The sequence below is a fragment of the Bacillus sp. 22-7 genome (assembly GCF_010628845.1).
GTDB lineage: Bacteria > Bacillota > Bacilli > Bacillales > Cytobacillaceae > Cytobacillus > Cytobacillus firmus_B.
Window position 1 is genome coordinate 41,750 of the sequence record NZ_NJQY01000009.1, and the last position, 14,839, is coordinate 56,588.

Here is a 14,839-nt window from a genome sequence, read left to right on the forward strand (position 1 = left end):
ACGTTGCTGCTGGAAGAATACTAATCACTGTGCTTTTATGAGCTTTATTATTAATTGTTCTAAAAGAGTACAAGCTGTCATAGGGTGAAAGAGAGTGCAGATAGAAAGCGCTCGAGCGGATATTTCAGCTGACATCATAGGAGGAAAAGAATGAAGGATTACATAAGGCGTTTCTTTATCGCAGGAATAATGGCTCTTTGTGTGAGTCTGCTATTTCTGGGAGGGAAGCATTCTAAAGCTGCTGAGCCAAAAATTTCTGAGTTGACAGAGCATTGGGTATGGCCGGCAGAAGGTGTAATTACGGACACGTATGGTACAAGAAGTGGTCAGCATAAGGGCATTGATATTGCCGGAGATTCCGGTTCTCCGGTTTATGCCGCTGACGCTGGAATTGTGTCCAGGTCGTATTACTCTCAAACATACGGAAATGTAATATTTATTAAACATAGCAACCAAACCGAAACAGTATACGCCCATCTGAATAAACGATTATCTGCTGAAGGCGACAAAGTTTCGCTCGGACAGAAAATCGGATTGATGGGAAGCACGGGTGACTCTTCAGGAGTCCATCTTCATTTTGAAATACATGCGCAGGCATGGACAGCTGATAAAATAAATGCAGTGGATCCCTCTGTGGCATATGGCATGGGAGAAGTTGGACAAGCTGTAAATGCAGCGGCAAGAACTGAAAACGCACGTGAAGTATCAGCCCGGCCGTCTAATTATAATTCTGGACAAATAACAAATGATTCCGGGGAAACCTACCATATAGTTAAAACTGGGGAAACATTATGGACCATCGCTGCACACTATAATCTGCTGCCCGGTGATATTGCCGGTTTAAATAATATTAATCCTGATCACATTCTTACAGGTCAAAAACTGATGATAAAACCCGGCAAATTTAGTGAATACACTGTTAAGCAAGGCGATACATTAACTTCTATAGCGAAAATGCATGATACAACAGCAGAAGCTATTAAAGAGTTAAACAATTCAAATTCAGATGTTATCAAAATTGGACAAATTCTAATCATTCACAAAAAATAGAATAGAAATGATTGCACCGCTTTACTCCCTTAAAGTATAATGGGTAAAAAACTGGGGGAGTTAGAGAAATGCTTACAGACTATCATAACCATCTTGAAAATGGCACGTTAAGCCTGGATTATTTAAAAAAATTTACAGATGCTGCTGCCCAAAAAGGGATTGAATCTTTTGGGATTTCGGAACATGCATATCATTTCTATCAGACAGCAGACATTCTGCAAAATCCATGGGTAAACGAAAGACGATTTTATGATATGAAAGACTATGTGAATGTTTTTCAAGAAGCGTGGAGCAATAACATAGATGTGAAAATGTCAATAGAAATGGACTATACGCCGGGCAAGCATTATGAAATGGCGAAGTTTATTAACAGTTACTCATTTGATTATGTAATTGGATCCATACATTGGGTTGGAGATTTCGGCATAGATCTTGCTGAATTTAGAAAAGAATGGGATAAACGGGATCTTTATGAGATATATAGGAAGTATTTTGATCAAGTGGTCACACTGGCCCAATCCAATTTATTTGATATTGTAGGCCATTTAGACCTCGTGAAAATCTTTAAATATGTTCCTAAGGACGAAGAATTTTTGCTGGAGCAGTATGATCGTGCAGCCAATGCACTGGCAGAATCCAAGACATGTGTAGAGATCAGCACAGCCGGTCTGCGAAAGCCAGTCGGTGAACTATACCCGGACAAACGGCTCCTGCAGAAATGCTATGAGAAAAATATCCCGATAGTACTTTCATCTGATGCGCACTTTCCTGAACATGTAGGTGCCGATTTTGATAAGGCTATTGCTCTTGCAAAAGAAGTGGGATATGAGTCCATCATGACTTTTTCCAAAGGAGAAAGAAAGGAATATCCTCTTGGATAATGCAAAAGGGATGGCAGAGCCTCCCTTTTTTGTATTATCCAGAAAAATTTTAATAGGTATGGACATGGATATATATGTTTCAAATCCATACAGATAAACAAATCCCTTCACAGAATAACTTTTTTTCAGTATAATTAATCTGTATAAATAAATACGGTCTATCTTCGGGGCAGGGTGAAATTCCCGACCGGCGGTGATGGGTTAATCTTAACTCTAAGCCCGCGAGCCTGAGAGAAGCGTTTGGTCGAAAAACGCTTTGCATTTAATTGGGCAGGATTTGGTGCGATTCCAAAGCCGACAGTACAGTCTGGATGGGAGAAGATGGAGGTTCTGCAGACGTTCAAAAAATGCAGGTTTTGAACGTTATTAAGCATGCCTTAGCAACTCTCCCTCAAGTTATTTTTGCTTGAGGGTTATTTATTGCGAAGATATTTGCTTAGCCGAACCTTTCTTCTATAGGAGAGATAGTCCTAAAAAGGAGAGAGGAACATGAAAAAACTTAATATCAAATCAATGGTTGCCATCGGAATGCTAAGCAGCATCTCTTATGTATTAATGCTGCTCAATTTTCCAATTCCGCCGTTTCCGCAATTTTTGATGATTGACTTCAGCGATATTCCTGCATTAATCGCGGCGTTAATCTTTGGCCCGGCGGCAGGAATATTAGTGGAGCTTATTAAAAATATTCTTGATTACTTCATGACTGGGAGTGCAACAGGGGTACCTGTCGGACATATTGCAAACTTTGCGGCAGGCATTTTGTTCGTCTTGCCTACTTATTATGTATACAGCAAGCTGAAGACCAAAAAAGGCATGACGTTTGGGCTCGTAATCGGCACCGTGGTTATGGCTGTTATTATGAGTGTGCTTAATTACGTTGTCATTCTGCCGGCATATACATTCTTCCTGAATTTCCCGGCAATGTCAGCGCCTGAAATGAGAACAATGATTGTGACAGGAATATTGCCATTCAATATCCTAAAAGGAATTATTATTTCAATTGTTTTCATGCTCATTTTTACACGCATGAGAACCTGGGTAGAAAAGCAGGCTGTATTAAAAAGTGCAGCATAATGAATATATAAATTTAAAGCAGCGGCAAATGTTCCGCTGCTTTTTCAATTTGTAAGCCAAAAAACTCCCTTTCTAGTTGAAAGGGAGCAGTAGCTTAACAAAGATTAGAGTATGGCTGAGGGATTATTCGTATTTAAGCGGGTCGCCATCAAAAGCGTCATCAGCAACTTTGATTGAATCGGTTGGGCAGCCTTCGAATGCATCCATCATATCGTCCATCAATACATCTGGAATCTCAACGATACCCTGGTTATCATCAAGGGTAACAAATGCGATGCCTTCATCATCGTAATCATAAATGTCCGGTGCAGCTGCGCCGCAAGCTCCACATGCAATGCATGTTTCTTTGTCAACAATTGTATACTTTGCCATGAAAAAAACCTCCCAAGAATTAAACAATTAATCTCCCATCAAGATGATGGTAACACATTCCTCACATCCTATTGTAAAACTGTATGTTCAACTTTTCAATAGAAAATGTATTGAGAATGCTTATCACATAAGGGTTTAGGCATAATTTACCCTGTTAGAAATAATTAAAACGGCCTGCTGATTTCTTTCATGATAAAATAGAAGTAAGAAAAAGAAGGTAATGAAAAAATAAAAAATCTTAAGCCGTAAGGTGAACATAATGCAAAGAGCTTATTTGAAATCTGTAATAATGTACTGTGTTAACGAGTTGCAGGGACAAAGAACTATATATTCCATTTTACATTTGCTTAATGGAAAAAAGTCTTCCCAGACCATCCAAGATGCTCATCTATTTCAACTAACCCCGTTTTTTCGTACATTTGGAAATTTAAGCAGGGGAGTACTGGACCATCTTGCAGAAGAAATCCTAAGCAGCAGCTGGATGACTGCCATTGATGAAAAGCATTACATTTTAACTGAAGAAGGGAAGAAAGAGCTCGAAAGATCTCTTTTAGAATGTCCAATACCTTCATCATTAAACGGATGGCTGTATCATAGTACAGGTGAATTGTTTTGGGAGAGGATTACACTTTTAATTCAGGTAATATCCCACTTAAATAATAACAATGTAAAGTACCTTCCTATCCAAAGAAAAAGAGATATTCATGAATGGCTGAAAGACTTTCTGGGGAAATCTGGATTTTCCCGCGGTGAAGTTGGGGTTATGCTGTACAAGGAACTTGGTCAGTGCCTTGAAGGTCTGAATAATATTAATCCTGCTGTGCTGACATTGAGGCTGACAGGCTATAACCGTATTGGCCTCACAGCTGTTCAGGCTTCTGAACAGCTTGGAATCAGCCAGGATTATTACCACCATCAGTTCCTTGGGGCTATTCATCATATACTGGCAAGCGGAAGAGATAATTCTGCCGAATATCCGCTTATCAATAAGATCGTTAGCGATGCAGGAAATGAAGTTCAGCTAACATTGTCTGCCCAAAAGACTTACACAATGTTAAAACAGGGACTGGAATTGGATGATATAGCTAAAATGAGAAGATTGAAAAAAAGTACAATTGAGGATCATATTGTGGAAGTAGCATTAAACGACAGCTGCTTTAATATCACACGTTATGTCTCCGAGGAAAAACAGAAGCTGATCCTTCATGCAGCCAATCGTGCTGATTCAATGCAATTAAAGCAAATACGTCAAATAGTGCCTGAATCCGATTATTTTGAAATCAGATTAGTAATGGCAAAGCTTGGAGAGGGACAATGAGATTGGACGAACTATTGGAAAGAAAATTTGGATATTCTGCCTTCAGACCTGGACAAAAGGAAATCATTGAATCCGTGCTCGCAGGCAGGAATACTGTTGCCATGCTGCCTACAGGTACAGGTAAATCCCTTTGTTATCAGCTGCCGGGATATATGATTGAAGGCCAGGTAATTATTATTTCTCCTTTGCTGTCCCTGATGCAGGATCAGGCAGAACAGCTCATGATGAATGGAGAAAAAAAGGTGATAGCATTCAATTCTTTTCTATCCCGTTCTGAAAAAAAGCAGGCATTAACTAATCTGGATCAGTATAAGTTTATCTTTATTTCACCCGAAATGCTTTATTTTGAATCAGTACAATCTCAGTTGAAAAAATTGCGCATCGCTTTATTTGTTGTTGATGAAGCACATTGTATCTCCCAATGGGGATATGATTTCAGGCCTGATTATTTAAAGCTTGGCGAAGTGAGACAAAAGGTAGGGAACCCGGTTACACTTGCTTTAACTGCCACAGCTACGCATGAGGTTAAATCAGATATAAAAAAGTCACTCGGCATACTGGACTGCAGCGAAATTATTTATTCGGTTGACCGTCCTAATATAGCGCTAACTGTAGAAAAGGCAGAAAATTTCCGTGTAAAAACAAAGAGGCTTGTGGAGCTTGCTGAGAGCCTTGAGGGTCCTGGCATTATATATTTTTCCAGCAAAAAAATGGCAGAACAAACAGCCGATATGCTGAGAGTAAATGGAGCTAAAAGAGTGATGGCTTATCATGGGGGAATGGACCAGGAAAGCCGCATCCTTGTGCAGCAGCAGTTTATCCATGGGCAGCTCGATCTTATTTGTGCTACAAGTGCCTTTGGCATGGGCATTAATAAAGAAAATATCCGGTATGTGATACACTTTCATATGCCTCTTCAGATTGAATCTTATTTGCAGGAAATTGGGCGGGCAGGAAGAGATGGAAAACAAAGTATAGCTATTATGCTCTATACACCCGGTGATGAGCAGCTTCCCATACAAATTGCAGAAAATGAATTTCCTGACAAGTCTCAAATTGATTGGATCAGCGGCTGGATGGAAGAAAACCCGAATGCGCTCACGAATATCAGTGCTTATGAAGAACAAATTAAACAGTGTTCCGGTTTAACAGAAATTCAGTGGAGAATATTTTATGATTTTTTTGAACGGAAAGCCAAATCTGGACTGGGGTATAAAAGGATTCTGCAGGAAATGAATGGGTACTGCGAAGGCAGAATCAAATTGAAAAGAAATAGCATTGAGGAAGTGTATAGGTGGATACACAATAAAAATTGCCGGAGAGAAAATATACTTTCCTTTTTTGATGAGGAAAAAAATACTCCGGTCCAATACTGCTGTGATATATGCGGTTTGCAATTTGATGAATTCATAAGAAACACAAAATCAGATAATCAGGATAGTATGCTTTATGATTGGAAAAATCATTTAGAATATCTCCTGATTCCAAGTGAGTGAACCGGATTGAAGAAAAAATACGAGGACATCATTAAGGAATTAACAGACAAGGAGCTATTATTCCATCTTTATCTTACTCAGGTGCTTATTTTAGCCATTGCTTTCATCTTTAGTATTATATTATTTAACAGCTTTAAGGAATTCCAGGCTCTTTTTGTACTTGATGATATTAATATTCTTGTCATTGGGGCAGCGGCGGGATTGACTGTTGTCCTGATTGATATTGTCTTGATGAAGCTCCTCCCTGAGGAAATGTATGATGACGGAGGGTTAAATAAGAAAATCTTTCAAAACCGCCATATTCTTCATATTGCTTTTATTGCAGCAGTGGTGGCAATAAGCGAAGAACTTTTGTTCAGAGGTGTCATTCAGACCCATTTTGGACTAGCAATTTCTAGTCTTATTTTTGCACTTGTTCATTATCGATATCTTTTTAATTGGTTTTTGTTTGTAAATATTATTACATTAAGCTTTTTTATAGGTTATATTTATCATATATCCAATAATTTGCTTGTTACGATTGTTATGCATTTTCTGATTGATTTTCTTCTGGGTATTCTTATTCGAAAACGGTACCTGAAAAAATCTAAATAGGAAAAGGCAATGAACAAAGTAGATAACAGCAGCGTCAAATAAACTTCTTATGATTTTTTTTACAGGAAGGGATGAAACATGAGTAAAGAAGACCCATATAGAGATCAGGCTGAAAGACTCCGCAAGAGGATTGACAGAAAACAGGAGACGGGAGACAGCGTGCAAAAATCCGCTTTGCCGCCGCGGAGCCGTATACATCAGGAAAAAAGAAAAAAAAATAAATGGAGAGTTAAATACCCTGTTATTCGCTTGCTGGCTTTATTTTTTATCCTGCTCCCGATTACCATTTTCAGCATTTATCAATATGTAAGCAGTGATAAGAGCATTAATACCGGGTTAAATGCAGAATCTGAAGAAATAGGTTCTGAAACGGTCGTTTTTGCCACAAATGATGAAGGTGAAGGGACGACCATAGAAGAAAGAGAAGAGCAGGAAACTGAGAAATCTGAACAAGCTGAGAAACCTGAAAAAACTAAAAAAGCTGAAGAATCACAAGAGAAAGATGCTGCCAGCGACCAGCAGGAAAAACAGACTCCTCAAAAGCCTGATGAAGAAGATAAAGGTTCTGAATCCGCTTCTGAAAAGCAGGCCCGGCAAACAGCTTCTGATAGTACAGACTCGTCGAAAACTGCCGGGACACAGGAAGAATTAAATAAGGAAGGCAAAGTTATCTACCATACGGTTAAACCAAAGGAAACAATCTTTCGAATTGCCATGACCTATTATAAATCCCAATCCGGAATTGAAATAATAAAGCAAGCCAACAATTTGCCGTCAAATGAAATACAAACGGGCCAGGTATTAAAAATTCCGCTTGAGCAATAAAAGAGTCTAAGACCATTTGCTGTCTTCTCTCCCAGTCATAGAATAATGTACAAGCTCATACATTATTATGAAAGGGAGGGAGCGTTTTTGGAATCGTCGATTAGAATGCTTGACGAACGTACAGACCAGGCAACAAGAAAAATGCTAGAGAAAGTTGTGGAGAGAAAACAAAAGTTTGATCGATTCAAGTCCTGGCATTTGATTGCCATGTGGGCGACCGTTTTTATATCCTTTTTATTCTTTTTTTATCTTTATAAAAGTGTTATGCAGCCTTACTCTTACTCGTTTGCATCGATGTTTTCGGCTTTTGTCAATCAGTCTGAAAATTTCTATTTACTAGTTTTTACGGTTGGCCTTTATGGGTTTATGAATCTTCTGAGAGAAAAAAGAGATAAAGCAGAAAAAGAATTTCATGCACTAAGGTGTGAAATAATTGATAAGAGCAAAGATCTCTGGAAAAAAGAAGATGAATGGAAAAATCGCCATAACGTTTTCGAAATGATGAAAAAAAATTATGATATAAACCTTTATCATGAAAACAAATGAAAAAAGAAGCAGCCTGCCTGCTTCTTTTTGTTAAGTATTTAGAAGAATTTCTTTTTATCCCGTTCTTCCTTTAGAATCTCAACGGCTTCTCTGAAGCGCTGTGAATGGATGATCTCTCTTTCTCTTAAAAACCGGAGTCCGTCATTTAGATCCGGATCATCACTCAAATTTATAATCCACTGATAGGTTGCCCTTGCTTTCTCTTCTGCGGCGATATCTTCGTATAAATCTGCTATTGGATCACCTTTTGCCTGGATATAAGAAGCTGTCCACGGCACACCTGCAGCATTATGATAAAACAGAGCATTATCATGGTTAGCATAATGGGCATCCAGGCCGGCAGCCTTCATTTGATCAGGTGTAGCATCCTTTGTTAATTTGTAAATCATTGTCGCAATCATTTCCAGATGTGCAAACTCCTCTGTTCCTATATCTGTAAGTAGTCCGATGACCTTATCCGGTATAGTATAACGCTGATTCAAATATCTTAGTGCGGCAGCAAGTTCACCGTCCGCACCCCCATATTGTTCTATTAGATACTTTGCCAGCTTAGGATTGCAAGTGCTTACCTTCACCGGGTATTGCAGTTTTTTTTCATAAACCCACATTTTATTCTCAGCCTCCTTTGGAAGTCCGTTAGTAAGTCTTTAGCGCCTCCCCATTAAGAAGGCGCCTGAAAATCAACTATACCTGCCATGGCCACGGGGGATCATCCCAATTCCATGGCTGTCCCGAATAGCTGTGGCCAAATTGCATTAATGGACCATATTTGCTTTCAATGGCATTTCTCAGTTTTTTCCGTTCTTTTGCATAATGGTTGAATTGCTTAATGGCTTCTGTATCATTATTGTGAGTATCAAGGTATAAAGTCAGCTCAACAAGAACAAAGTCCACAGCCTGAAGCTGTTCAAGAAGCTGGTAGTAATCTGCGGGTAATTGTTTCATTACTGCTGTCCCTCCCTGGATTTTTCATAGGGACTGTACCATGGATCATAGAAAGCCTTCCACAGAGTTCCTGTTTTTAAGGCCTGCATTGGTGTAAATTGTTCCAGTCCTGGCGGCTGAAAACCCATATAAAGGTTTGGAGGTGTGGAATAAGTTTTGACCTTTATAGGAGTGCAGGGGTCAAAGGGGCTAACATATGGGTGCCAGGTCTTGCGGAGTGTATTCATCATAATCCCTCCTTTTTATGCGTCATTGAAACTTATGAAAAGCACAGTGATTTTATGATCGTTTACTCCAATAAAAAGAGGGGAAAGTTGAATAAATGGCGAATTAAATGTTAGGTCTAATTAATATTATTCTTGAGGTGATGGCAATGTTTGTGAAAAGTATTATGATCCCTAAACATAACTGTAAAACGGTCAGACAGGATGAAGCATTGAAAGATGCTCTGGATTTGCTTGAGGACAACCAGATTGATGGACTTCCTGTGTTGGACGGCGATCAATATGCCGGCATAATTACCAGATATGGAATATATGAGAACTTCTTTTTGTCAGGAAAATCAAAGGAAGAGTTTCTTGGAGGAACACTCGTAAAAGATATTGCCACACATCAGGAACAATATTTACAGGGGAATGAAATTTTTGAAAAAACACTGCTGGATTTAAAGGATTTTCCTTTACTTGCTGTTTTGGGCGAAAACCGTAAATTTCTGGGCATCGTTACCCGCTTTGATGTTCTGGCTCAATTTCAATCTGCCTTCGGGACGAATAAACCCGGTGTCAGGATTGCGTTTACCTCTGTGGAAGCGGAGGGGCGAATTGCCCGTTTGGCCGAAATCGCCCATTATTTCCATGAACACATCATATCCCTTGTTACTTTTGATGAAACAGACAAGCTGGTCCGCCGCATCGTGATGAAAGTAGAGAAAAATGATAATATGGATAAGTTCATCAGCCGGCTTGAAAAATCAGGTTTCCGTGTTCTGGATATTACTGAAGATTAATGTATATATAGTCAACAAAATAAATCCTTCTCATACACTCTGTATGGGAGGGATTTTTATTGTTTATTATTTTGCTGAAGCTGGTGACAGGCTTTATTGGCGGCATTTTATATATTAAACTTTTTCCGGTGTCTATTCCCATGGGCATTTCAGATATGATTGTTATTTTTGTGCTCGAGCCGGCAGGCTTTGTCCTGGGAATGACTTTTTTTCTTATCTCCTTTATTGCCAACGCAGAAATCATTAGGATGATCATCGAATGGGCTGCAGGAGTTTTTAAAAATTTCAAGTCATTGAAAGAAAGCAATGCTTTATTTGGCACTGTTCTGATCTTATTGCTGATGGGATGCTTTTTTACTTTATCAGTCCTTTCGCCATGGGAAGCGTTTGCCCTTTTCTGTTTTTCGGCAATCTATGGTATTATTTCTTTAGATTTCAAGAAAATCAATTTTGCTGGAGACTGAGTAAAGGAAATTGATGGCAGGAGGATTTATGATATACTTAATAGCTTTAGCCTTAATTGGCGTTGCGGGTTTACTATTGTTTATGCTTAGGGAGGCATTTGCAGATAGAATTATATATAAAGAGCTTTCTTTTCCTGAATTTCCGGAAACCTTTGGTGAAATAAAGCTTTTTTTTATTTCTGATATTCATAGGAGGACAGTATCAGAAACCATTATCGGGGAGATAAAAGAGAAGAAGCCTGACCTGGTGATTATCGGCGGCGATCTCTTGGAAAGAGGAGTCCCTTTTGATAGAGTAAGGAAAAACCTGCTGGGTTTGAAGGAATGCGGGCCTGTCTATTTCGTGTGGGGGAACAATGATTATGAAGTTGATTACCATCAGCTCGACGCCCTCCTCCTCGAATGCGGAGTTAAAATTCTAGATAACACTGCCCTCTCTTTTGAATCAGAGGAAGGTGAGCGTTTTATTCTGCTGGGAACAGATGATTTCAGCAAAGAGAGGGATCGGCTCGACCTTGCACTTGAGGATGCAGGCTCTGATGGATTTCGGGTTCTCGTCAGCCATGATCCACGAATCATTAATAGTATAGAAAAAGAACAAAATATTCACCTTGTCTTAAGCGGGCATACGCATGGCGGACAAATACATATTTTAGGGTATAGCCCTTATGAAAAGGGACGGATAAAAGTGCTGCCGCAAACAACAATTCTGATCAGCAACGGCTATGGAACGACTGGAGTGCCTTTAAGGCTGGGAGCAAAGTCTGAAACTCACTTCATCACCTTAAAAAAAGCTGATATCTTAGCTTCAAAATGAAAACACATCCAGATTTTACAATACTTACTGTTGTTTTTATACTTTTTAAGTAGGTATAAGTTCTGAAATTTAATCGCTGTCCAGCGATATTTGCTAATTAGCATTGAAGGGAGGGCTGAGCATGGCAACTGAAGAAGGTAAATATAATATTAAGGCTGTTTCTAAGATGCTCGGTATTCAGCCAGGAACCTTAAGGGCGTGGGAAAGGCGGTATCAAATCGTTGCTCCAAAGAGAAATGAATCAGGCCATAGACTATACACCGAAGAGCATATCAAAATACTAAAATGGCTGATCATGAAAGTAGATCAGGGCTTTTCCATCAGCCAGGCTGTTTCCCTTCTGGAGAATAAGGAATTAAATGCCGAGCCGCTTCAGGTGGATAAGGAAGGAGACCGGTCGGGTGCCCTCGCCAATGAGCTTCTTGAAGCTCTCCTTCATTTTAATGAATCGAAAGCGCATGATTTGATTAATCAGGCTTTTAGTTTTTACACAATAGATAAAGTCCTAATTGATATACTAGGCTCTCTTTTAGTGAAAATTGGCCATCTATGGGAGGATGGGAAAATTACCACTGCTCATGAGCACTTTGCCTCGTCCATATTAAGATCAAGAATAGGGATGATTCTGCATTCATTTCCGCATAACGGGGTTCTGCCAAAGGTGGTCGCAGTTTGCGGGCCTGGAGAAGCTCACGAATTAGGACTTTTAATTTTTACGTTATTTCTGCGGAGAAGAGGATTTGAGGTTGTTTACCTTGGGACAAGCATTGCTGATGAAGATATTGACACTGTAATTGGAGTGGTTAAACCCAAGTTTTTATTTCTGTCGTGTACAATGAAGTCAAACGTGCCGGAAACCCTTAAACTTTCAGAGAGACTTACCGGGACTTATGGAAACCTCCATGTAGGCATTGGGGGATTCGGCATTGATTCCCTAAGCAATGAAGAAAAAATGAAGTATGAACAGTTTATACCCGGAAGTTCTCCGCAAGAATGGGAAGAATGGATTAAAGAACGGCTCCTTTAAACAATAGATCTGGCGGTTAATTGCCGGGTCTTTTCTTTTTTTAGTCACAGAAAAAAAAGACGACTCACAAACTAAGCAATATATCATACACTAAACCAAAGAGTTGGTTCAGGTCAGGGGGCTTATCATGCGCTTAGAACGTTTGAATTATAATAAAATCAAAATCTTTCTCACTTTAGATGACTTGAATGATAGGGGACTGACTAAGGAAGATGTCTTGAAGGATTCATTAAAATGGCATCAGCTTTTTCATGAAATGCTGGAAGAAGCAAGTGAAGAATTCGGTGTAGACATTCATGGGTCAGTAGCAGTGGAAATATTCTCCATGCAGGCACAGGGAATGGTGATGATTGTTACGATGGAGGAGCAGATGGATGAAGAGCTCCTTGAGGATGGTTTTATTGAAATGCAGGTAACTGTTGATGGCAGTGAAGATATATTATTCGAATTCCTGGATTTTGAACATGTAATTCAAATGGCAAAAAGTCTGAACAGCGTGCAGATTGAGGAAGGAAGCCTATACTTTTATAAAGAAAAATATTTTTATCATGCAGCAGATTTGGAGGGGGGAAATATTCACCGGGTAATTGCCATATTAGCTGAGTACGGTGATTCGGCTTTTACCAGCATTCACGTTATTCAGGAATATGGGAAAGTGCTGATCGAAGCCAATGCTGTAAAAAAGCTGGTGGAATATTTCACATAATGTAAAGAGGGGATCCAACCTCTTTTTTTTATGCAGGTTACTCTTTTGCAATATGCATTAGCTGCATCCAGCAACGAATCTGGATTAATAGCTCATGAATTATATAAAAATTGGGTAAACCAAATATAGTCAAACAGCTGCAATAATATCATATATAAAGATGTTACTTTACAAAAGGAAACAGGAGGTTTCTTTTGCCCTTCAGCGGGAAAAGGAGTACTGGGAGTAAACAGAAAATTCCCTTTAATACCAACGCTGACAGCGTTTTCACAAAAATATCAAAAAATGCGGAAAACCGCATGATTCTTCTTGCATAAATTAGGCAAAGGTGTATACTATTCCATGGAAGCGGACAACTAATGAAAGTGATTTTTCTAGGAGGTTTACAAATGGTAGCCGAGAAAGGTACTGATTCAAATAAAGCTGAAAAATTGGACGTTTTAAAGTCGACTCAAACGGTCATACATAAGGCTTTAGGGAAGCTGGGTTATTCCGATGAGGTGTATGAGCTTCTTAAAGAGCCAATTCGTATGATGACAGTGAAAATTCCTGTACGGATGGATGACGGAACAGTAAAAGTCTTTACTGGCTACCGGGCCCAGCATAATGATGCTGTTGGTCCTACTAAAGGCGGTATTCGTTTTCACCCGAATGTAACTGAAAAGGAAGTAAAAGCACTGTCGATTTGGATGAGCTTGAAATGCGGAATTGTAGATCTTCCATATGGCGGAGGTAAAGGCGGAATCGTTTGTGACCCGCGCGATATGTCCTTCGGTGAGTTAGAGCGGCTTAGCCGCGGGTATGTTCGGGCAATCAGTCAAATTGTAGGTCCTACTAAGGATATTCCTGCGCCTGATGTATTTACCAACTCGCAGATCATGGCATGGATGATGGATGAATACAGCCGGATTGATGAATTTAATTCCCCAGGCTTTATTACCGGTAAACCACTTGTACTTGGGGGTTCACATGGACGGGAATCAGCAACAGCTAAAGGGGTTACAATTTGCATTCGGGAAGCTGCCAAGAAAAAAGGCATTAACCTTGAAGGTGCAAGAGTTGTTGTTCAGGGATTCGGAAACGCTGGAAGTTTCCTCTCAAAGTTTATGCATGATGCAGGTGCAAAGGTTGTTGGTATTTCAGATGCTTATGGCGGTTTATATGATCCAAACGGCCTTGATATTGATTACCTTTTGGATCGCCGTGACAGCTTTGGCACTGTGACAAAATTGTTTAATGATACAATTTCAAATAAAGAGCTGCTTGAACTTGATTGCGATATTCTGGTCCCGGCAGCCATAGAAAACCAGATAACAGAAGAAAATGCACATAACATAAGAGCTGGCATTGTAGTGGAGGCGGCTAACGGGCCAACTACTTTGGAAGCAACACAGATTCTGTCTGAGCGGGGAATCCTGCTTGTCCCTGATGTACTGGCTTCTGCCGGCGGTGTAACAGTATCCTATTTCGAATGGGTTCAAAATAACCAGGGATATTACTGGACTGAAGAAGAAGTAGAAGAAAAGCTTGAGAAAGTCATGGTTAAATCATTCGATAATATCTATCAGACATCCCAAACACGCCGTGTAGATATGCGTCTGGCTGCCTACATGGTAGGTGTCAGAAAAATGGCGGAAGCTTCAAGATTCCGTGGATGGATTTAACTGTAAATCTTCACATTTGAATAATCATAAAAAATCTCCTATCATAAACTGATG

General features: G+C 39.6%; 18 protein-coding genes and 1 riboswitch. Of the genes, 14 read left to right on the forward strand and 4 right to left on the reverse strand.

Annotation, left to right across the window (positions count from 1 at the left end):
- Window positions 1-150: 150 nt before the first annotated feature.
- The 3 genes from CE058_RS07845 to CE058_RS07855 all read left to right on the forward strand — a co-directional run bounded on the left by CE058_RS07845 (window position 151) and on the right by CE058_RS07855 (window position 3,005).
- Entirely contained in the window at window positions 151-1,050 is a 900-nt protein-coding gene (locus tag CE058_RS07845) for a peptidoglycan DD-metalloendopeptidase family protein (RefSeq protein WP_163141801.1), read from the forward strand.
- 68 nt (window positions 1,051-1,118) lie between these two features.
- Window positions 1,119-1,931, forward strand: coding sequence for a histidinol-phosphatase (locus CE058_RS07850; RefSeq protein WP_163141804.1), 813 nt, complete (start codon window positions 1,119-1,121; stop codon window positions 1,929-1,931).
- 156 nt (window positions 1,932-2,087) lie between these two features.
- Window positions 2,088-2,258, forward strand: a riboswitch (FMN riboswitch).
- A gap of 162 nt (window positions 2,259-2,420) precedes the next feature.
- Entirely contained in the window at window positions 2,421-3,005 is a 585-nt protein-coding gene (locus CE058_RS07855) for an ECF transporter S component (protein WP_163141806.1), read from the forward strand.
- Window positions 3,006-3,128: 123 nt separating this feature from the next.
- Here the strand turns inward: CE058_RS07855 and CE058_RS07860 are convergent, their stop codons facing one another.
- Complete coding sequence (locus CE058_RS07860) at window positions 3,129-3,377, reverse strand: ferredoxin (RefSeq protein ID WP_048008135.1); 249 nt, start codon at window positions 3,375-3,377, stop codon at window positions 3,129-3,131.
- A gap of 259 nt (window positions 3,378-3,636) precedes the next feature.
- Between CE058_RS07860 and CE058_RS07865 the strand changes: the two genes are divergently transcribed.
- The 5 genes from CE058_RS07865 to CE058_RS07885 all read left to right on the forward strand — a co-directional run bounded on the left by CE058_RS07865 (window position 3,637) and on the right by CE058_RS07885 (window position 8,156).
- Entirely contained in the window at window positions 3,637-4,695 is a 1,059-nt protein-coding gene (locus CE058_RS07865) for a YpbB family protein (RefSeq protein WP_048008136.1), read from the forward strand.
- On the forward strand, window positions 4,692-6,191 hold the full coding sequence (locus CE058_RS07870) for a RecQ family ATP-dependent DNA helicase (RefSeq protein WP_048008137.1): 1,500 nt from the start codon (window positions 4,692-4,694) through the stop codon (window positions 6,189-6,191). The genes CE058_RS07865 and CE058_RS07870 overlap by 4 nt, the downstream gene beginning before the upstream one ends.
- Window positions 6,192-6,197: 6 nt before the next feature.
- The gene (locus CE058_RS07875; RefSeq protein WP_048008138.1) at window positions 6,198-6,785 is read left to right on the forward strand and encodes a CPBP family intramembrane glutamic endopeptidase; all 588 of its coding nucleotides are present in this window, start codon (window positions 6,198-6,200) and stop codon (window positions 6,783-6,785) included.
- A gap of 78 nt (window positions 6,786-6,863) precedes the next feature.
- On the forward strand, window positions 6,864-7,610 hold the full coding sequence (locus tag CE058_RS07880; protein ID WP_163141809.1) for a LysM peptidoglycan-binding domain-containing protein: 747 nt from the start codon (window positions 6,864-6,866) through the stop codon (window positions 7,608-7,610).
- A gap of 87 nt (window positions 7,611-7,697) precedes the next feature.
- On the forward strand, window positions 7,698-8,156 hold the full coding sequence (locus CE058_RS07885) for a YpbF family protein (RefSeq protein ID WP_163141812.1): 459 nt from the start codon (window positions 7,698-7,700) through the stop codon (window positions 8,154-8,156).
- A 38-nt stretch (window positions 8,157-8,194) separates the two neighbouring features.
- Here the strand turns inward: CE058_RS07885 and cotJC are convergent, their stop codons facing one another.
- The 3 genes from cotJC to CE058_RS07900 form a co-directional block, all read right to left on the reverse strand.
- Window positions 8,195-8,764, reverse strand: coding sequence for a spore coat protein CotJC (gene cotJC / locus CE058_RS07890; RefSeq protein WP_048008140.1), 570 nt, complete (start codon window positions 8,762-8,764; stop codon window positions 8,195-8,197).
- Window positions 8,765-8,840: 76 nt separating this feature from the next.
- Complete coding sequence (locus CE058_RS07895) at window positions 8,841-9,101, reverse strand: spore coat protein CotJB (protein WP_048008141.1); 261 nt, start codon at window positions 9,099-9,101, stop codon at window positions 8,841-8,843.
- Window positions 9,101-9,328: a spore coat associated protein CotJA gene (locus tag CE058_RS07900; protein ID WP_048008142.1), complete on the reverse strand. Its 228-nt coding sequence runs from the start codon at window positions 9,326-9,328 to the stop codon at window positions 9,101-9,103. Before CE058_RS07900 ends, CE058_RS07895 begins: the two co-directional genes overlap by 1 nt.
- 146 nt (window positions 9,329-9,474) lie before the next feature.
- On the opposite strand from CE058_RS07900, the gene CE058_RS07905 reads away from it, so the two are divergent.
- The 6 genes from CE058_RS07905 (at window position 9,475) to CE058_RS07930 (ending at window position 14,785) form a co-directional block, all read left to right on the forward strand.
- Window positions 9,475-10,107, forward strand: coding sequence for a CBS domain-containing protein (locus CE058_RS07905; RefSeq protein ID WP_048008184.1), 633 nt, complete (start codon window positions 9,475-9,477; stop codon window positions 10,105-10,107).
- A gap of 59 nt (window positions 10,108-10,166) precedes the next feature.
- Window positions 10,167-10,571: a hypothetical protein gene (locus CE058_RS07910; protein ID WP_048008143.1), complete on the forward strand. Its 405-nt coding sequence runs from the start codon at window positions 10,167-10,169 to the stop codon at window positions 10,569-10,571.
- Between the two features lie 28 nt (window positions 10,572-10,599).
- Window positions 10,600-11,388: a metallophosphoesterase gene (locus tag CE058_RS07915; protein ID WP_048008144.1), complete on the forward strand. Its 789-nt coding sequence runs from the start codon at window positions 10,600-10,602 to the stop codon at window positions 11,386-11,388.
- Between the two features lie 121 nt (window positions 11,389-11,509).
- Window positions 11,510-12,415, forward strand: coding sequence for a MerR family transcriptional regulator (locus CE058_RS07920; protein WP_163141815.1), 906 nt, complete (start codon window positions 11,510-11,512; stop codon window positions 12,413-12,415).
- A gap of 127 nt (window positions 12,416-12,542) precedes the next feature.
- Entirely contained in the window at window positions 12,543-13,121 is a 579-nt protein-coding gene (locus tag CE058_RS07925; protein WP_048008146.1) for a genetic competence negative regulator, read from the forward strand.
- Window positions 13,122-13,510: 389 nt separating this feature from the next.
- Window positions 13,511-14,785 carry a Glu/Leu/Phe/Val family dehydrogenase gene (locus tag CE058_RS07930; protein ID WP_048008147.1) on the forward strand — a complete coding sequence of 425 codons (1,275 nt, stop codon included), beginning with the start codon at window positions 13,511-13,513 and terminating at the stop codon, window positions 14,783-14,785.
- Window positions 14,786-14,839: the final 54 nt, after the last annotated feature.